29 protein-coding genes are annotated in these 18,858 nt (G+C 20.4%); 12 read left to right on the forward strand and 17 right to left on the reverse strand.

The window, feature by feature from the left end; genetic code table 4:
- Nucleotides 1-150 precede the first annotated feature (150 nt).
- Nucleotides 151-1,251: a ribosome biogenesis GTPase YqeH gene (gene yqeH / locus ACE38S_RS06520; protein ID WP_374696907.1), complete on the forward strand. Its 1,101-nt coding sequence runs from the start codon at nucleotides 151-153 to the stop codon at nucleotides 1,249-1,251.
- A 260-nt stretch (nucleotides 1,252-1,511) separates the two neighbouring features.
- A complete protein-coding gene (locus ACE38S_RS06525) occupies nucleotides 1,512-1,667 on the forward strand; it encodes a hypothetical protein (RefSeq protein ID WP_374696908.1) in 156 nt (51 codons plus the stop codon).
- Between the two features lie 567 nt (nucleotides 1,668-2,234).
- On the opposite strand, the gene ACE38S_RS06530 is transcribed toward ACE38S_RS06525, so the two are convergent.
- Nucleotides 2,235-3,185 (reverse strand): IS30 family transposase, encoded by a 951-nt coding sequence (locus ACE38S_RS06530; protein ID WP_374695926.1) that lies wholly within the window; start codon nucleotides 3,183-3,185, stop codon nucleotides 2,235-2,237.
- A 1,361-nt stretch (nucleotides 3,186-4,546) separates the two neighbouring features.
- On the opposite strand from ACE38S_RS06530, the gene ACE38S_RS06535 reads away from it, so the two are divergent.
- From ACE38S_RS06535 to ACE38S_RS06580, 10 genes are all read left to right on the forward strand, one after another.
- Nucleotides 4,547-4,702: a hypothetical protein gene (locus tag ACE38S_RS06535; RefSeq protein ID WP_374696909.1), complete on the forward strand. Its 156-nt coding sequence runs from the start codon at nucleotides 4,547-4,549 to the stop codon at nucleotides 4,700-4,702.
- A 585-nt stretch (nucleotides 4,703-5,287) separates the two neighbouring features.
- Nucleotides 5,288-5,488 carry a hypothetical protein gene (locus ACE38S_RS06540; protein ID WP_374696910.1) on the forward strand — a complete coding sequence of 67 codons (201 nt, stop codon included), beginning with the start codon at nucleotides 5,288-5,290 and terminating at the stop codon, nucleotides 5,486-5,488.
- Nucleotides 5,489-5,551: 63 nt separating this feature from the next.
- Complete coding sequence (locus ACE38S_RS06545; protein ID WP_374696911.1) at nucleotides 5,552-5,701, forward strand: hypothetical protein; 150 nt, start codon at nucleotides 5,552-5,554, stop codon at nucleotides 5,699-5,701.
- 595 nt (nucleotides 5,702-6,296) lie between these two features.
- Nucleotides 6,297-6,518, forward strand: a complete 222-nt coding sequence (locus ACE38S_RS06550; protein ID WP_374697153.1) for a terminase large subunit domain-containing protein — start codon at nucleotides 6,297-6,299, stop codon at nucleotides 6,516-6,518.
- A gap of 1,050 nt (nucleotides 6,519-7,568) precedes the next feature.
- Nucleotides 7,569-7,886, forward strand: a complete 318-nt coding sequence (locus ACE38S_RS06555; protein ID WP_374696912.1) for a phage portal protein — start codon at nucleotides 7,569-7,571, stop codon at nucleotides 7,884-7,886.
- Between the two features lie 612 nt (nucleotides 7,887-8,498).
- Complete coding sequence (locus ACE38S_RS06560) at nucleotides 8,499-8,645, forward strand: hypothetical protein (protein WP_374696913.1); 147 nt, start codon at nucleotides 8,499-8,501, stop codon at nucleotides 8,643-8,645.
- Between the two features lie 187 nt (nucleotides 8,646-8,832).
- A complete protein-coding gene (locus tag ACE38S_RS06565; RefSeq protein ID WP_374696914.1) occupies nucleotides 8,833-9,036 on the forward strand; it encodes a hypothetical protein in 204 nt (67 codons plus the stop codon).
- 75 nt (nucleotides 9,037-9,111) lie between these two features.
- The gene (locus ACE38S_RS06570; RefSeq protein WP_374697168.1) at nucleotides 9,112-9,213 is read left to right on the forward strand and encodes a hypothetical protein; all 102 of its coding nucleotides are present in this window, start codon (nucleotides 9,112-9,114) and stop codon (nucleotides 9,211-9,213) included.
- Nucleotides 9,170-9,325 carry a hypothetical protein gene (locus tag ACE38S_RS06575; RefSeq protein ID WP_374696915.1) on the forward strand — a complete coding sequence of 52 codons (156 nt, stop codon included), beginning with the start codon at nucleotides 9,170-9,172 and terminating at the stop codon, nucleotides 9,323-9,325. Before ACE38S_RS06570 ends, ACE38S_RS06575 begins: the two co-directional genes overlap by 44 nt.
- A gap of 140 nt (nucleotides 9,326-9,465) precedes the next feature.
- A complete protein-coding gene (locus ACE38S_RS06580) occupies nucleotides 9,466-9,600 on the forward strand; it encodes a hypothetical protein (protein WP_374696916.1) in 135 nt (44 codons plus the stop codon).
- Between the two features lie 109 nt (nucleotides 9,601-9,709).
- Here the strand turns inward: ACE38S_RS06580 and ACE38S_RS06585 are convergent, their stop codons facing one another.
- The 16 genes from ACE38S_RS06585 to ACE38S_RS06660 form a co-directional block, all read right to left on the reverse strand.
- The gene (locus ACE38S_RS06585; protein WP_374696917.1) at nucleotides 9,710-10,144 is read right to left on the reverse strand and encodes a hypothetical protein; all 435 of its coding nucleotides are present in this window, start codon (nucleotides 10,142-10,144) and stop codon (nucleotides 9,710-9,712) included.
- A gap of 566 nt (nucleotides 10,145-10,710) precedes the next feature.
- Entirely contained in the window at nucleotides 10,711-10,863 is a 153-nt protein-coding gene (locus tag ACE38S_RS06590) for a hypothetical protein (RefSeq protein WP_374696918.1), read from the reverse strand.
- A gap of 120 nt (nucleotides 10,864-10,983) precedes the next feature.
- On the reverse strand, nucleotides 10,984-11,241 hold the full coding sequence (locus tag ACE38S_RS06595) for a hypothetical protein (RefSeq protein WP_374696919.1): 258 nt from the start codon (nucleotides 11,239-11,241) through the stop codon (nucleotides 10,984-10,986).
- Between the two features lie 51 nt (nucleotides 11,242-11,292).
- Nucleotides 11,293-11,418, reverse strand: coding sequence for a hypothetical protein (locus tag ACE38S_RS06600; RefSeq protein WP_374696920.1), 126 nt, complete (start codon nucleotides 11,416-11,418; stop codon nucleotides 11,293-11,295).
- A gap of 8 nt (nucleotides 11,419-11,426) precedes the next feature.
- Nucleotides 11,427-11,852 (reverse strand): hypothetical protein, encoded by a 426-nt coding sequence (locus ACE38S_RS06605; protein ID WP_374696921.1) that lies wholly within the window; start codon nucleotides 11,850-11,852, stop codon nucleotides 11,427-11,429.
- Nucleotides 11,834-11,980, reverse strand: a complete 147-nt coding sequence (locus tag ACE38S_RS06610; RefSeq protein ID WP_374695869.1) for a hypothetical protein — start codon at nucleotides 11,978-11,980, stop codon at nucleotides 11,834-11,836. The genes ACE38S_RS06605 and ACE38S_RS06610 overlap by 19 nt, the downstream gene beginning before the upstream one ends.
- A 635-nt stretch (nucleotides 11,981-12,615) precedes the next feature.
- Nucleotides 12,616-12,810, reverse strand: coding sequence for an IS3 family transposase (locus ACE38S_RS06615; protein ID WP_374697169.1), 195 nt, complete (start codon nucleotides 12,808-12,810; stop codon nucleotides 12,616-12,618).
- A gap of 1,011 nt (nucleotides 12,811-13,821) precedes the next feature.
- A complete protein-coding gene (locus ACE38S_RS06620) occupies nucleotides 13,822-13,977 on the reverse strand; it encodes a hypothetical protein (RefSeq protein WP_374696922.1) in 156 nt (51 codons plus the stop codon).
- A gap of 329 nt (nucleotides 13,978-14,306) precedes the next feature.
- Nucleotides 14,307-14,432 (reverse strand): hypothetical protein, encoded by a 126-nt coding sequence (locus ACE38S_RS06625; RefSeq protein WP_374696923.1) that lies wholly within the window; start codon nucleotides 14,430-14,432, stop codon nucleotides 14,307-14,309.
- A gap of 600 nt (nucleotides 14,433-15,032) precedes the next feature.
- Nucleotides 15,033-15,176: a hypothetical protein gene (locus tag ACE38S_RS06630; RefSeq protein WP_374696924.1), complete on the reverse strand. Its 144-nt coding sequence runs from the start codon at nucleotides 15,174-15,176 to the stop codon at nucleotides 15,033-15,035.
- On the reverse strand, nucleotides 15,163-15,258 hold the full coding sequence (locus tag ACE38S_RS06635) for an HK97 family phage prohead protease (RefSeq protein WP_374697170.1): 96 nt from the start codon (nucleotides 15,256-15,258) through the stop codon (nucleotides 15,163-15,165). The genes ACE38S_RS06630 and ACE38S_RS06635 overlap by 14 nt, the downstream gene beginning before the upstream one ends.
- Nucleotides 15,259-15,309: 51 nt before the next feature.
- Complete coding sequence (locus tag ACE38S_RS06640) at nucleotides 15,310-15,513, reverse strand: hypothetical protein (protein ID WP_374696925.1); 204 nt, start codon at nucleotides 15,511-15,513, stop codon at nucleotides 15,310-15,312.
- Between the two features lie 187 nt (nucleotides 15,514-15,700).
- The gene (locus ACE38S_RS06645) at nucleotides 15,701-15,847 is read right to left on the reverse strand and encodes a hypothetical protein (protein WP_374696913.1); all 147 of its coding nucleotides are present in this window, start codon (nucleotides 15,845-15,847) and stop codon (nucleotides 15,701-15,703) included.
- Nucleotides 15,848-16,459: 612 nt separating this feature from the next.
- Complete coding sequence (locus ACE38S_RS06650) at nucleotides 16,460-16,777, reverse strand: phage portal protein (protein ID WP_374696926.1); 318 nt, start codon at nucleotides 16,775-16,777, stop codon at nucleotides 16,460-16,462.
- A gap of 1,054 nt (nucleotides 16,778-17,831) precedes the next feature.
- Nucleotides 17,832-18,062 carry a terminase large subunit domain-containing protein gene (locus ACE38S_RS06655; protein ID WP_374697171.1) on the reverse strand — a complete coding sequence of 77 codons (231 nt, stop codon included), beginning with the start codon at nucleotides 18,060-18,062 and terminating at the stop codon, nucleotides 17,832-17,834.
- Between the two features lie 586 nt (nucleotides 18,063-18,648).
- Entirely contained in the window at nucleotides 18,649-18,846 is a 198-nt protein-coding gene (locus ACE38S_RS06660; protein WP_374696927.1) for a hypothetical protein, read from the reverse strand.
- Between the last annotated feature and the right edge of the window lie 12 nt (nucleotides 18,847-18,858).

Below are 18,858 nucleotides of genomic sequence, written 5' to 3' on the forward strand. Positions count from 1 at the left end.
AGATATTTTATTTTTTAACCGTGATCGTATGGAAATTATTTTGATAGTCCCAGTAACAGGAGTTAATGAATAAAAGTGGTTAATGGGTTTATTAGAAAATTTACTTTATAAACGGTTAGTGCAAAAACCTTTTATATAAAAGGTTTTTTGATGAAAGGGAGTGTGGATTATATTATGGTATCTTATAAAAAATGTAGTGGGTGTGGGATTGTCTTACAAAATATCAAACATAACCAACTTGGTTATGTTGAAACATTAACCAAAGATTATTGTTATCGTTGTTTTCGGTTAACCCATTATAATGAATTAATTCATTATAATATTACTAAAGTTGATTTTTTGGCAAAGTTACAACGAGATTATCACTTAAATTGACATTATTTTTATGTTTTAGATATTTATGATTTAGATGGGTCGCGAAACTTTGAATTAGAACAACTGATCCAAAACAATAAAATTACCTTAATTATTAATAAAATTGATTTAGTGGATAAATTAATTAATAAGCAGAAAATTATTAGTTATATTAGTGAACTATTTACTAGTTCAATTATCTTTAGCAAGATTGAGGATATTATTTTAGTTAGTGGTTTTAATAATTATGGGTTAGATAAATTATGACGTTACCTTAAATGTCAGACAAATAATGTTGTCTTTGTTGGTAGCTCTAATACAGGAAAAAGTACCTTATTAAATAGTTTAATTAAGTTAACCAAGCAACAACAAAAGATTACTGTTTCAAATAATATTGCAACAACCTTAGACAAGATTGTTGTTAACTTAGGAACAAGATATAGGATTTATGACACCCCAGGGATTGTTAATGAACATAGTATTGTTACTTATCTTGCCAATAATGATAAAAGAATGATTACCAAACAATTATTAAAACCAATTACGTTTCAATTAAATGCCGAACAAGCAATTTTTTATGAAGGGTTAGCGATATTTTCTTATTTACAAGGTGGTAAAACAAGTTTTCATTTTTATAAAAATAATAATTTAAAATTACATCGTACCAAGTTGATGAATAAAGATTATTATTTTAGGCAAAATTTAAGTACCTTATCAATTCGATTAAAAAATTATTGGGACTGAATAGAGCGAGAAATTGAAATTAAAGAACCAGGGAATTATTCATTATTTATTGCCGGACTAGGGTGAATTAGTTTTAAAGGCGAGAGTGGTCAAAAAATGTTAGTGGGAATTAATCAAAAGATTAAAATAAAGCTACGAAAGCAATTTATTTAGTTATAATTAAGAGGAAATATATGGAAAGTAAATTGATTATCATGAATCTTGTTTAAAAATATCCGTATATAATTACTGATTTATATGGAACAATTGTTGGTAAAGGTTATTAAATTAAAATCGAAACATATTAAGCATTACAAACATATCAATTGGTTAGCAATTATAAGTTGTTTTTAGCATCGGAACAATTAGATTTAATGGGGTGAAAAAATAATACTTTGTTAAGTTAAAAATAAAAACATCGATTATTTCTTGTGATGGCGCTTTTAATTCGTGATAGTTTAACAAATGAAATTTTATATCAGCAATTGTTGGTGCAAGAAATAGTATTTGCCATAATTATAAAAACAATAGCAGATAATGTTGATCATATTGTTTATACGGCAACGATTATTTATGATCATCCTGAGTAAAAACTAATCAAGTTTATGCTAAAATATAATGCTTAATTATAGAATAAAAGTTATCGTATTAAAATTTATATGGAAACCAATTATTTAGCATTATTAAAAAATAATGAAATTGCTGTGTTAAAGATCTTGTTTCCTTTTAATTCATCAATTGAATTAACGAGTCACGAGCGATTACTGACTAATCGAAAGAACAAATCGATGCTGTTTTTTCCCAAAAATATTTATTTGATATTTAAGTTATAAACATTAATAAGAAGGTAAGAGGGGGCTATGTTTTTGAAAGTTATGTTCCTTAAAAGGTTATGAATTGCATTAATTCCCCTTTTTTATGGTGATAATTATAACGATGTTAAACCAGTGAAATAGCTGGTTATATGGTGACAATAGAGAATGGTGTCCTATAATTTAATTAAAAAAATTTTTAATACCATGACCCCATCAACCGTTGTTGACAACGGGGTCTGCAGGAACATCTTTTCAACGAAGTATTAATCAAAGAACAGTTAACGGAATATCTACCACAAATCAAAAATATTTTTAAATGCCTAATTGTAAAGTTAAGTGCAACTAAATTATTTTTCTAACCAAATATTCGATTGGTGAAAGATAATTTAGTATTTTTCTTGGTCTATGGTTTAAAGACAATATAAATTTATGAACTGCATTTTTCGTGGTATTTGAAAAATTAAATTTTTTAGGAAATTTTTCTCTAATTAACCCATTAGTATTTTCATTAGTACCTCTTTGTCAGGGTGAATATGCATTAGCAAAATAAATTTTCACATTTAAATTTTTTTCAAGTTGTTGTCAATTAGCAAATTCTTTACCTCTATCAAATGTTATAGTTTTAACAAGATTATTTGGAAGAATTGATAAATAATGGCTAATGTTTTCGTTAATAACTTTAGTAGTTCTATTTTCAACTAACATTGCTAAAGTAAATCTTGATGTTCTTTCAACTAAAGTTATTAAACATGATTTACTTTTACCTCGTGATGATACTATAGTATCACCCTCTCAATGGCCAACAGTTATGCGATTATTAACATTAACATTTCGTTCTTTAATTGATTTACCATTAAATTTACCGCGATTTTCTTGAGATTTTCGTTTCTTACCTTTTCTTCTTAAATTTTTATTAGTAACCTTTTCAAGTAATCCAGAATAAATTCAATTGTAAATTGTTTTAAAACTAATAATTCATTCTTTATGAAAATTTTTAATTCTTCCATAAATTTGTTCAGGCGATCAACCTAATAATAATTTTTGTTGTACATATTTTACTAATTCTCTATTTTTAAACTTATGAAAATAAACATGTGATTGTTTTCTATTTTCTGCTTTATTTTGTGCAATTAATGAAAAATAATGATTATTATCTTTATTTCTATTAACTTCTCGAATAATAGTACTAATACTTCGATTAAGATTTTTAGCTATTTCACTAATTTTTAATTTAAATTTCAATTGATTCTCAATATAAATTCTTTCATCTATGCCAAGATGTTTATATCCCATATAAAAAACTCCTTGCTTTAATTTTTCTAAAATAAACTTAGCATCATGAAATTTTTATATGAAATTTTTTGCAATTTTATTTACTTGCACTTACAAGTATAATTTAGCAATTAAATAAATTAATGCTTATAATTTATCCAGTGTAACTTGATGATATTACTTATTAAAATTGAGCAACTATAAAAATAATTATGAGGAAATATAATATGTTATACTGTATTAGTGATTATTAAATGAAAAATAAATTAATAATAAAGCATTAAAAATTAGTAATAAAGATATTATCTATACACAAATTGATAATGATTATGATATGAGTTGAGAATTTAAATTTATATCTTAAATTTGGTAATTAATAACAACGTGTGATAATATTTAATTGCCAACAAATTTTAACTTAAATTTAAAATGATATGAAATTGATGAGGTTAAATGTTTAATAATTAACTATTTAGAATATGAATAAACAGATTATAGGATAATAAATTATTAACAATATATGAAAAGACAAAAATGGTTATGTTTATACATAAGATGATTTATTTAATACAAGCACTTGAAGAATGTCATTTTAAAAAATTGCATATGAATATATTTATACTTTAATTAATGAAATTTAATTAGATGAGATTTAATTATGGCAGATTTAAAGTTAAATAATCAAATTAAAAGCAAATAAAAAAATATAAAAAAAGAGATTAATATGATGAAAATAATATTATTGAATATTTATTTATAAAATATGAAATAAAACATATTAATTTATTTTTTGATAATTGATTTTCAGAAAATTATAAAAATAAAAAAATAATTCCTACTATGTTTGATTTAATTTCAAATTAAAGTACATGTGAATATATTGCCACAATGTTAAAAATTAATATATTATATGAAGGTGATTCAAAATTATTTAAAACATATTATATTTCTCAAAAAATGTCATAATATGAAATTCAAATAAGTAATAGTGAAATTTATTTTGTTGTTGAGTGAAAAGAAAATAATGTAAATTATTCTAATGATAAAATTAATGAAAATAAAAGATTATTAAAAATAATATATAGACAATATAAAAAAGAAGTTGATTCATACAACAATAATTTAAAATCTTATATTAAAAATATTTTTAATAACAAAAAAGAAAAATTAAAAACAATAACAACTTATTTAAAAAATTTAATTGTTCATTAATAAAAATAGAAAATAAGGATAATAATACATTTTCAGTATATCCAATAAATAATAAAGAAAAAATATCAATTAAATTACCATAAATTAAAAATGACTTTAATTTAGATCCAATAATTTTTGAAGATCTTTATTTACAAATATTAGGTGTAATTTATGAATTTGGAAAAAGAATGGAGGAGTATCCAAATATTTATCGTAATAAAAACGAAGAAACAATTAGATATTATTTTTTATTAATACTTTCTTTAAATTTTAAAGTACCTGTAACGGCTGAAGAATTTAATATAAATGGAAAAACAGATATATTGCTAAAATATAATAATTAAAATATATTTATATCTGAATGTAAAATTTAACATAAAAAAACAATTGTTTTATGCAATTAATCAATTGCAAAGTTATTTAACATGAATATATACAAAATCAGAATTGATTATTTTTGTAAAAGATAAAAATATATCATCAATTATAGAAAAAATTAATTATACAATAATTGAACATCCACAATTTATAAAAAAATATAAACTATTAAATAATTATGATACTATTTATGAATTTTAATTTTAGCAAAATAATAAAAAGAACTTTCAATTAGCGGTTTTATTCTATAATTTAGTATATTAAAAAAATATATAATTTTTAATTATTTAATTTGACAAACAATTTAATTGACGGTATTATATCAGTGATTTTTAAATATATAATTATATTTTTATTTAACCCCATATTGTGCCTTTATTTTAAAGGTATCTTGGGCTACCAATGGCCAGGGCACGTGCACAACAAAAGGTAAAAATTTTATGGTGTGATGAAATAAATTATGTAAAATAATAAAAAACATTTTTTAATAAGGGATTTTATTAATTGAAAGTAAAGAAAACAATAAAAAATTGATAAAAAATAACCCAAAAATGAATAAAAATAAAGCTATTTTAAACGAAAATGAACTAAATTTAAAAGGCGAAAAAGAAATAAATAATCTTTTTAAAGACTATAAAAAAATATTAATTAATAATAATGTTAAATTAGATAAATCAAAAATTAATTTTCTTAAAATATTTTGTAAAATTGAATGATTAATTGATGATATGAACAAAAAAATTGTCAATTAGATAATTATTATATTGATGTTAAAAATATTCGTGGTAATAAAAGAAAAGACAAAAAATCTAATTTTGCCAGAATATAATGCAATGTTAAAAAATTATAAAAGTCATTATATAATTATTGAAAAATGAATAAAAGAAAGCAATGAAAAAAATAAATTATCGCTTATATTACAAATAAATAATAATTTATTAGATGAAGTTATACAATTAGAATAAAAATAATTTACGATGAAAAAAACGATAAATAATAAAACTAATTTATAATTATATAATAAGTGAATTTAAAAAAAGAAGATATTGTTTGTTTGAAAATTAAAAGATAGTATATAATTTAGTTAATTAATTAAAAAATAGTAAAAGGTTTTATTTTAATAAAAAACAAGCAAGCGGTGCAATAATTTTTATAGAAATATTTTGTCATCTTTTAATTGGCGAATATGCGGGACAAAATTTTAAATTAGAATTATTACAAAAAACATTTACAGAAGCATTATTTTGTTTTTATGAAAAAGAAACTAATATTTGTAGATTTAAAAAAGTATTATTAGTTGTTGGTGGGGAATAAAAATCAACCTTAGTATCTGCTATTTTTTTAAAATGTTTGTTATCTAATAACAAAAAAAGAGCAAGTATATATACGGTTGCAACAAAAAAAGAGCAATTAAAAATTATTTTTGATGAAATTAAAAGCATGGTTAAATAAGAAGAATGATTAAATAGTAAATTAAAAATAACAAGGGAAAAAATATAATTTTTAAGAGATTGATCACATTTTCAACCATTAGCATCGTAAGATAAAACATTAGATGGTTTAAATCCATATGTAGTAATTTTAGATGAATTGGCAGTTATGAAAAGAGACTTATATGATGTTATTAAATCAGTAATATCAAAAAGAAAAAATACATTAATTCTTTTAATTATAACAAGTAGAAGTACTCGTGAAAATATTTATGATGAGAGATATAAATATGCTGAAAAAGTATTAAATAATATTTATCAAAACGATAATTTTTTACCTTGAATATATTAATTAGATAATTTTAATTAATGAAAAAAATTTAAAAATCTACATAAAGCAAATCCAAATCTTAGTATTTATAAAAATATTGAAAAATTAAAATAAAAATGACAAAAAGCAATTAATCAGCCATTACAACAACCAAGTTTTTTAACTATCCATTGTAATGTTGTCTAACTGCAAGAAGCTTCATTATTTAATTTTGGCTTTTTACAAGAAAAAATAATAAAAATGTTAATTTAGAAGATTATTTAAAAAATAAATATTGTAATATTGGTATTGATTTATCACAAACAATGGACTTAACTGCTGTTGTAATTTTAATACCCGAAAAAAACTAATGATTTTTTATTTTTCCACATTTTTTTATTTCCCGAGAAAGAACCTATGAAAATAAAAAAGAAGACAAAGTTTTATATTATGTTTGAGAAAAACAAGGATACATAACTTTTACGCTTTGATTTGTTGTGAATAGAGATTAAATAATTGATTATATTATTGAAACTATTAAAAATATAATTTAATTTGTGTAAAAATTTGATATAAAAGATATTACGCATATTATATAAAATAAAAATTAGAACAAAATGACTTTTATAATATAACAGAAATTGTAACAAATGGTATGTATACAATATTACCATTAATAAAATCGATTACTCCATTATTTTATGATGATAAAATCATTTATAATAATCACCCTATTTTTAAATGAAATTTAGATAACACAAAAATTATAACAGATAGCAAAGAAAATATTGTGCTAATTAAAAAAGTTCACACAAAAGGATTGATGGTTTTATGGTATTATTATTTGTTTATAAAATTTATATAAATACATGAACAACATTTTAAAATTTATCAAACAGATATAAGAAAAAATTTTAATGATTAATTAATTTTAAAGTACAAGTTTTTATAAAGACTTGTATTTTTTAAAATAATGATGGTATCATTGTGATGACTTAAATTATTTGGTTTAAGGGGGTAATAAAATTATTTTGTGATTTAAGAAAAAACAAAAAACAATAAATAATAATTTATTAAAAAAAACAAAATTTTATGTATATTAATTGTGACTTTAAAACTTTTTTATCAAATTTTACTAATAATTATGAAATTGATGTTGTTAAAAGCACAATTAATCGAATAGCTAATGATATTGCACAGTTAAAAGCAATACCACAATGTATCGAAAAAGAAAATATTAAAACTACAAATAAATATAATTTAAAATATTTATTAAATGTTAGACCAAATTTAGTAATGAGTGCTTATAATTTTTATTATAAAATAACAACAAATTTGTTTTTACAAGGAAATACTTTTATTTATATTCAATGAGAAAATGGCAAAATTAATTATTTAATTCCTATTTAGAATGATTTTTAGAAATTTTATTCGATAAAAATAATCAATATTTTATTAAATTTTATTAAAATAACACAAATTTATTATTACCATATGACAATTTAATACATTTACGAAAATTTTATAATAAAGGATTATTCGGTGAAATTACAAATAAATCATATAGAATATTTAACAAAATTACTATAATAAATGATTAATTCATTAATTAATAATTTAAAACAATCAGGTAATTTTAAAGGTATATTAAAAGTTAATAATATAGTTGCACCATAACAATTACAAGAAAAATTAAAATAATTTGTAGATAATAATTTACAAAATAAATATTGCGGTTTTGCCATTTTAAATAATGGTATAGATTTTCAAGAAGTAGATTGTAATATTTTTAACTTAAATAAAGAACAAATAGAACAATATCGAAATAATATTTATAAATTTTATAATGTTTCTTATGAAACTGTTAATGGAAAATATAGTTCAGAGCAATATCAAGGTTATATTAGTTCTATTATTAAACCATTATTAATAAAACGAGAACAATAATTTATCTTTAAAATTTTCAGCAAAAAATAATTATAATTAGGAAATTATATATCATTTTCAGCAAAACAAGTACTATTGGAAAATTTACAAGATAAAAAAGCATATTACGTAAAAATGTTAGAACATAGTGTTTTATCTTCGAATGAAGTTAGAAATCAAGAATGATATGAAAGTGTTGAGGGATTAGATATTTATATAATGACAAAAAATTCTGATTGATAAGAAAGAGAACAACTTAAAAATAAAAATATAGGAGATAAAAGTTAACAAAACAATTAATAACGAGATTAATAAAAAAATTAATTTTAAAGTAAAAAATATTTCACAAACAAATGACGATGGCATTTAAGAAATAATCGGAATTGCCAATAAATATAATATTATTGATTATCACATGGTGACATTACTGATGAAAATAGCTTTATTGAAACTATTAAAAACACACCAGCAGTCCCATTATTATGAGGTAATGAACATAAAAATCCCAATTGGAATTGCTTACTTAAAAAGTAAAAAAGATGGTGGATTTTTAGCTAAAATGCAAATTAATACAAATATTACAACTAGAAATAAGCATATGAAATTTCAAAACAAATGCAAAAAAAGTAATTAACCAATGCAATTAAGCGTATGGTATACAACAATATAAAAAGAAGATAAAGAAATTAAAGGAAATATTGTTAGATACTTAAAAAAAGTTGAAGTAAACGAAGTTTCATTAGTTCCATTGGGTGCAAATCCAAAAAGTGAAGTGCAAGAAATTAAAAGTAAAAATACTAATAATTTTTAATATTTTACAAAAAGAAATGTTAAATATAGAAATAGAAGAAATTTTACAAAGAGATAAAAGTAACAAAATGATAAAAAATTTAAATGATAAATTAAAAGAATTTAGAAATTAAAAAATAACAAAAAAAAGAAAAATTAAACCTTTTAAAAAAGGTATTGAAACAAAAGCGAATGTATCTGATGAAGATGTAAAAAAGTTAAAGAACTTGTTAAATAAATTAATGAAGTTACATCAGAATTTAATCATTTCTAAATGATTAAAAATGAAATTGAACAAGAAGTTATCGAAGATAATCAAACAGAACAACCACGAAAAATTAAAGTAAAACAAGAAGACCTTAATAATAAAAATCAATCATTATGAAAGTTTTATGGGACAGTGATTTAGGAATAATAGGGAGAGTTTTATTTTGAATAATATACATCAATAAAAAATGTTTAACCAAAATTGGTTAAACATTTTTTATTGATTGTAATTACTTACTGTTTGTTTGTGATTATTGCACTTTTGTTGAGGAACCAGTTTTATTGGCACGAATTGCCCCAATTCCTTCTAATAATCAAATTAATGCACCAATTATAGCGATTAATTCACCAACAACAATTACTCATGTTGAAACTTCTTTTGTTGAAGTAATAATTGCTCCGATCATTCCAACAACCGCAATAGTAATAAAAATAATTCCTGCAACTAGTTTACCGATTTTATGTCGAATAAAGGTTGAAATAAAAATAAATAAGAAAGCTGTAATTAAAATAATTGCGCCATTATCGCCACTAGTATTATGAAAATAAAAAAGTTTTGTGTTAACATTAATGCTTGGAAAATAATTTAAAATTGCCAAGATAAATAATCAAAACCCAGAAATTCAAAGCATTACTTTTTGGAATGTTACAGTAATTTTAATTGTTACATATTTTATTTTTGCCATTGTTTACCTCCTTAACCATAACATTATTTATATTATAACTTATTTTTAAAAATATTTGTGATAAATTAAATAATTCGTAAAATATCATTTGATTTAATCCAAATATATTTACAATTCAGGATATATTAAAATAGTTAAATTACCTGTTAAATTTAATTTATTTGTTATATTAAATATGGCCGCTATAAAGTCAATTACTATTTAAAGGTTGCCAATTTGTATTTAGATAATTTTCATTTTTAAATTGTTGTTTATTTTTAATATTATTATCTTTTTCTAATTTATTTAATATTTATTGTATTTCTTTTTATGAACTTTTTTAATTAAATCTAAATAAGTAAATTGGATTTAATCATTGATAAATATCTTCAATTTTATTTGTAATTTTATTATATTTATCAGTAATATAATTAATTGGCTTTAATACTTTATTTTTAAATTGATTAACCCTATTAATTAAATTTACAAATTTAATTATTGATGGTTTATTTTATAAATTATATACTAATAAAGTTAAAACTCGTAAATATTAATAAATTAATAATTAATTATTTTTAATAACTTAATTAAACTTTTCCACTATATTTATTTGGATTAGCAATTACCAACACAATAGGAGATTTTATATTTTCTAATATAAAATCTCCATTTTGATAACTATGATTTTTTGATTTAACTGCTGTTTCTAATTCGGAAACATCAGAAGTATCTCCTGACATTGTAATTTTTCCTAAATTAGGTTATGTAATTATTGTTTTAATATAATCCAATAGATACATGATAATTTTTATTTAAGTTATTAATTGCTTGATTAATTTCATTTTGTGTTGTTGCTTTTTCTAAAACAGTTTTACATATTTTTGGATATAAAATAGTTGGTGTTGCAAATTGCACACTTCACCAAAAATTCATTTAGGGTTAACAATATCATTATTTAAAACTTGTTGAATAGCATTAATATTAATTGAATATGTTCATACTTGTTTATTAATAAGTAAACCATTTATATTAGTAAAATTATAACCTTTATCTCGGTTAACTTGTCTTTTTGTATATGTTTTTTCTAAATTAAAACTTTTTGGTACAGGAATACCCATTGCTGTATTTTTATATAATTCACCATTAACCTTTGCTTTTAATCAGGATTGTTAACAAATTACTTTTAAATAAGCAGGTGTTAACCCCAAATAGGCTCTTCGACCTAAAACCATAAACATTTTATCGATTGGCAAACCAAAATATAAATTACTAATTTGATTTGTTAACTCAATCAAAGTTTCATTTAATGTAAAGAGTGCTTTATTTGCATCACCGGCATTATCGGCTGTATAACTATACGAAATGGAATTACTTCATATTGACCATATGCTAAACAATAATCATAAATAGCTTGAATTAATTCACATTCTAAATTAACAAATTTATTCTGTACAACAATAGAAATAGCATCAGCAATAACACTATTTTTAATATTTTGTTCTATCATTGCTAAATCAAAAGCCTCATTAATTAATTTTAAATTAAATTTTTTATCAATCAGAACCGGAATTCTTGTTAATCCTATAGTTTGTGAGTTGTCCCACCGTTTTGTAATGCATAATCTCATCTTGTCATACCACAACGATGAGTTAAATTTTTTATATATTGCTTGTCCTGCGTTAGGTAATCAAACAACTCGTTTAACAGTTGCTATTGCATATTTTTGCATAATACTTGCATATTCGTTATATAAAAGTCCACTCAAAATAAAGCATTAACCATATCGACATACGCTTTTTGATCTGTTGTATTACCCCCTAACGCAAAAGGTATTTGTGGCAAATTAATTGTTGCCATAATATTCACTCCTTATTTATCTAAGGTTTTTAAGTGTATAATCAGTTCTTTTTTAATTTCTTCCGGATTATATAAGACTTCACCCATTTTAGTAAATAATAATAAAAGGTATTTACTATTTTTTTAATTATATCTTTTTATTTATGATTTAAATACTATATATTTAATTCTATAACATTTTTTATATATTATTTGTGTGGATTATATATTTTCTTATTTATTGTAGCTTTTTTAAGTAATTAATGAAAACTTTTTATAACAATATTATCTTCATAGTGGTAATTTTCCCTATTGAAATAATAATACCGTTAGATAAACATTTATCGTGATAAATAGCGAATTTATATTGATATCCGTGATCTGAGATGAATTATTATGTCATTCAGATCTTTTTTATCAATTTTATTTTATTAATTGCATCATTTAAATTATCCATTACTAATTTATTGTCATTATATTTAGATCACTTTACATCAACTATTTCTTTAGTATATTCATCAATAATTGTTGATTGATAATATCTTTCTCCTTTTTAAATTAAATATGCTACATCAGTATATAATACTAAAAACCTTGTTTTTATATCATTGAATTTACAATTAATTAAATCAGGATATTGCAATAAAATTTTTTATTTATTTATTATGTTTATACTTCATTTTTCTTCTCATTTTTCTTACATATTCAGGTTGTATTTGATTATTACACATAATCCTTAAAAATTTTTTTAAATTATATTTTATATCATAATCTTCATTTAAATATTTAGTAATTCTTCGGTATCCAAATTGTTTTAAATTTTCTTCATAGACTTTTACAATATTATTTATTGTTTTTTATCTTTTTTGCTACTGTCATAATTTTTATATCTATCTCAACAACTACGTTTTAACCCTGTTATTTCTAGTAATAATTTTATTGAATATTAACGACAATTTTGTTTAATAAAAGAGATGATTATTGGTTTGCTTAATTGTAAAAGTCATGGAGCTTTTTAATAATTAATACCTTGTTTTATAATATTATAAAACAATTTTGCCAAAAGAAATTTTAGGTCTTTTAAAATTGTTTAATTTCCTTTTTTTATGATTTTCTCATCAGAATTTTACTGTATTTGCATTTATATTACATTGTTTTGCTGATATTTAACAACTTTTTTGTTTAATTTCCTCAATTATTTTTGTTATAATTATTCTTCTAATAAAAATTATTTATTGTGTAAAAATTGATATTTGAATTACTTGTTTTTTGACATATGAAATATTATTTGTGTATAAAATACTTTGATCAGTAATATCATAATATGTAATGTAATTTGATAAATTATTATCATCTATTTTACCAAAATTATAAAAAATAGATATTTTAAAATAATTTTTAGAAATTAACCTGTTTATTAATTTTAAATTTTTTTATTTAATAACTCATTTAATTTTAAATCTAATTTTTAATAATATTTTTTTATTTTCTATAAAATCATTAATATTGTTGTTATATGCGATCCACATAAACGGTCGTGTTATAATTTGTGTACCAGACCAATAATGTCTCTTACGCCAAATTCAATTAAATGTACTATTTGATATTTTTTCTTTGCTCTTATGTAAGCAATTATTTCATTATCATTTTCTTTAATTTATAAAATAAAATAATTTCATAAATGATTTTTATTGTTTTTGCTAATCGGAACTTTTTCTTTATTTCTGCTAAAATTTTATTTCTGGTTATTAATAACTTAATTTTTTATCTTATTTTTAATATCAAATGTATATTGTTGAATAGATGAAACTATTTCTGATGTTATATCTTTTAAAGAATTAAATTTTTTCTTCATTTTTTTATTATCCAATATTATCTGTTAAAAATAATTTTAAGTAATCATTTTTAGGATCATATATTCTTTTAATAAAAAATTCTTTATTAGTTTCAAATAAATTTATTTCAACATAATTTTCGTTATTAAAATTGTGTTTATAAATAATAATTTTATGTTCCATTTTTAATGTTAACCAACAAACATTAAAATAATCATTAATGTGTTTATATAATATTTCTCAAAAAATATTTTATCGGTATTTTTTCTTTTAAAATTGAAAGATTAACTTCATATTTAATAGTTTGTTTAAAAATTAATATTATTTTGTCATTAAATTTTAATTTATTAACTTTGCTCAATTTTTAAATTTCAATTGTATAATATGATAATAAAATAAATATAGCAATTCATTAATTTTTTGACCAAAATTATATTTACAATAAATACCTATGATATCTTTTATTTGTTTATCTTTATCAAAATTAATAACAATTATAGGAATGTCATCAGTTAATAAAATTTCTTTTGCTGATAAATTAATGTTTTAAGTTTTTTACCAAAATTATTATCATTTTCTTTTAATCTCAACAGTAATTTAATATAATTTAAAAATTCTGCTGTTGTTTCTACTATCATAATAATTTATCTTCTTTTTATTCTATTACTACATTAAAAAATGCTCATTTTTCACCGATATTTTCATCTTTTTTAATAGCAAATTTTTAAAAACAATCAATATTTGAAACTAATACATTTTTAATTAAATCAGATGTATCTTGTAATTTTGCAATAATATTTTCTCATATTGTTATGGTACTAATAGTGAGGTATCTTGATTTCAACTTGAATTTGTGCCAATTTGTAAAAACTTAATTTATTGATTTATTAATTTTTTGTGTTTCAATTTTTTTAATCAAGCATTTTTATATTATTTTTATTTTAAAATATCATCAGTATTTTGTAAAATACCTTTATTTTCATAATTATTGTAATTATAAAAGTTTTCAGTAATACGAAACTTTTCTGGTTGTTCTGTGTTTGATTATCTTCGATAACTTCTTGTTCAATTTCGTTTTTAATCATTTCTAAACAATTAAATTATGATGTAATTTCATTAATTTCTTTAACAAGTTCTTTAACTTTTTTTTACATCTTCATCAGATACATTCGCTTTTGTTTCAATACCTTTTTTAAAAGGTTTAATTTTTCTTTTTTTGTTATTTTTTAATTTCTAAATTATTTTAATTTATCATTTAAATTTTTTATCATTTTGTTACTTTTATCTCTTTGTAAAATTTCTTCTATTTCTAGATTTAACATTTCTTTTTGTAAAATATTAAAAATTATTAGTATTTTTACTTTTAATTTATTGTACTTCACTTTTTGGATTTGCACCCAATGGAACTAATGAAACTTCGTTTACTTCAACTTTTTTTAAGTATCTAACAATATTTCCTTTAATTTCTTTATCTTCTTTTTATATTGTTGTATACCATACGCTTAATTGCATTGGTTAATTACTTTTTTTGCATTTGTTTTGAAATTTCATATGCTTATTTCTAATTGTAATATTTGTATTAATTTGCATTTTAGCTAAAAATCCACCATCTTTTTTACTTTTTAAGTAAGCAATTCCAATTGGGATTTTTATGTTCATGACCTCATAATAATGGGACTGCTGGTGTGTTTTTAATAGTTTCAATAAAGCTATTTTCATCAGTAATGTCACCATGTGATAATCAATAATATTATATTTATTGGCAATTCCGATTATTTCTTAAATGCCATCGTCATTTGTTTGTGAAATATTTTTTACTTTAAAATTAATTTTTTTATTAATCTCGTTATTAATTGTTTTGTTAACTTTTATCTCCTATATTTTTATTTTTAAGTTGTTCTCTTTCTTATCAATCAGAATTTTTTGTCATTATATAAATATCTAATCCCTCAACACTTTCATATCATTCTTGATTTCTAACTTCATTCGAAGATAAAACACTATGTTCTAACATTTTTACGTAATATGCTTTTTTATCTTGTAAATTTTCCAATAGTACTTGTTTTGCTGAAAATGATATATAATTTCCTAATTATAATTATTTTTTGCTGAAAATTTTAAAGATAAATTATTGTTCTCGTTTTATTAATAATGGTTTAATAATAGAACTAATATAACCTTGATATTGCTCTGAACTATATTTTCCATTAACAGTTTCATAAGAAACATTATAAAATTTATAAATATTATTTCGATATTGTTCTATTTGTTCTTTATTTAAGTTAAAAATATTACAATCTACTTCTTGAAAATCTATACCATTATTTAAAATGGCAAAACCGCAATATTTATTTTGTAAATTATTATCTACAAATTATTTTAATTTTTCTTGTAATTGTTATGGTGCAACTATATTATTAATTTTTAATATACTTTTTAAATTACCTGATTGTTTTAAATTATTAATTAATGAATTAATCATTTATTCTAGTAATTTTGTTAAATATTCTATACGATTTATTTGTAATTTCACCGAATAATCCTTTATTATAAAATTTTCGTAAATGTATTAAATCGTTATATGATAATAATAAATTTGTGTTATTTTAATAAAATTTTATAAAATATTGATTATTTTTATCGAATAAAATTTCTAAAAATCATCCTAAATAGGAATTAAAGAATTAATTTTACCATTTTCTCATTGAATATAAATAAAAGTATTTCCTTGTAAAAACAAATTTGTTGTTAATTTATTATAAAAATCATAAGCACTCATTACTGAATTTGGTCTAACATATAATAAATATTTTAAATTATATTTATTTGTAGTTTTAATATTTTCTTTTTCGATACATTGTGGCACAATTTTTAATTGTGCAATATCATTAGCTATTCGATTAATTGTGCTTTTAACAACATCAATTTCATAATTATTAGTAAAATTTGATAAAAAAGTTTTAAAGTCACAATTAATATACATAAAATTTTGTTTTTTTTAATAAATTATTATTTATTGTTTTTTGTTTTTTCTTAAATCACAAAATAATTTTATTACCCTCCCTTACTTAAACCAAATAATTTAAGTCATCACGATGATACCATCATTATTTTAAAAAATACAAGTCTTTATAAAAATGTAATTTAAAATGAGTTAATAATTAAAATTTTTCCTATATTTGTTTGATAAATTTTAAAATGTTGTTCATGTATTTGTATAAATTTTATAAACAAATAATAATACCATAAAACCATCAATCCTTTTGTGTGAACTTTTTTAATTAGCACAATATTTTCTTTGCTATCTGTTATAATTTTTGTGTTATCTAAATTTCATTTAAAAATAGGGTGATTATTATAAATGATTTTATCATCATAAAATAATGGAGTAATCGATTTTATTAATGGTAATATTGTATACATACCATTTGTTACAATTTCTGTTATATTATAAAAGTCATTTTGTTCTAATTTTTATTTTATATAATATGCGTAATATCTTTTATATCAAATTTTTACACAAATTAAATTATATTTTTAATAGTTTCAATAATATAATCAATTATTTAATCTCTATTCACAACAAATCAAAGCGTAAAAGTTATGTATCCTTGTTTTTCTCAAACATAATATAAAACTTTGTCTTCTTTTTTATTTTCATAGGTTCTTTCTCGGGAAATAAAAAAATGTGGAAAAATAAAAAATCATTAGTTTTTTTCGGGTATTAAAATTACAACAGCAGTTAAGTCCATTGTTTGTGATAAATCAATACCAATATTACAATATTTATTTTTTAAATAATCTTCTAAATTAACATTTTTATTATTTTTTTCTTGTAAAAAGCCAAAATTAAATAATGAAGCTTCTTGCAGTTAGACAATATTACAATGGATAGTTAAAAAACTTGGTTGTTGTAATGGCTGATTAATTGCTTTTTGTCATTTTTATTTTAATTTTTCAATATTTTTATAAATACTAAGATTTGGATTTGCTTTATGTAGATTTTTAAATTTTTTTCATTAATTAAAATTATCTAATTAATATATTCAAGGTAAAAAATTATCGTTTTGATAAATATTATTTAATACTTTTTCAGCATATTTATATCTCTCATCATAAATATTTTCACGAGTACTTCTACTTGTTATAATTAAAAGAATTAATGTATTTTTTCTTTTTGATATTACTGATTTAATAACATCATATAAGTCTCTTTTCATAACTGCCAATTCATCTAAAATTACTACATATGGATTTAAACCATCTAATGTTTTATCTTATGATGCTAATGGTTGAAAATGTGATCAATCTCTTAAAAATTATATTTTTTCCCTTGTTATTTTTAATTTACTATTTAATCATTCTTCTTATTTAACCATGCTTTTAATTTCATCAAAAATAATTTTTAATTGCTCTTTTTTTGTTGCAACCGTATATATACTTGCTCTTTTTTTGTTATTAGATAACAAACATTTTAAAAAAATAGCAGATACTAAGGTTGATTTTTATTCCCCACCAACAACTAATAATACTTTTTTAAATCTACAAATATTAGTTTCTTTTTCATAAAAACAAAATAATGCTTCTGTAAATGTTTTTTGTAATAATTCTAATTTAAAATTTTGTCCCGCATATTTGCCAATTAAAAGATGACAAAATATTTCTATAAAAATTATTGCACCGCTTGCTTGTTTTTTATTAAAATAAAACCTTTTACTATTTTTTAATTAATTAACTAAATTAGATACTATCTTTTAATTTTCAAACAAACAATATCTTCTTTTTTTAAATTCACTTATTATATAATTATAAATTAGTTTTATTATTTATCGTTTTTTTCATCGTAAATTATTTTTATTCTAATTGTATAACTTCATCTAATAAATTATTATTTATTTGTAATATAAGCGATAATTTATTTTTTTCATTGCTTTCTTTTATTCATTTTTCAATAATTATATAATGACTTTTATAATTTTTTAACATTGCATTATATTCTGGCAAAATTGGATTTTTTGTCTTTTCTTTTATTACCACGAATATTTTTAACATCAATATAATAAT

The organism is Spiroplasma endosymbiont of Polydrusus formosus (assembly GCF_964263245.1).
In the GTDB taxonomy this organism is placed as follows: Bacteria; Bacillota_I; Bacilli_A; order Mycoplasmatales; family Mycoplasmataceae; genus Spiroplasma.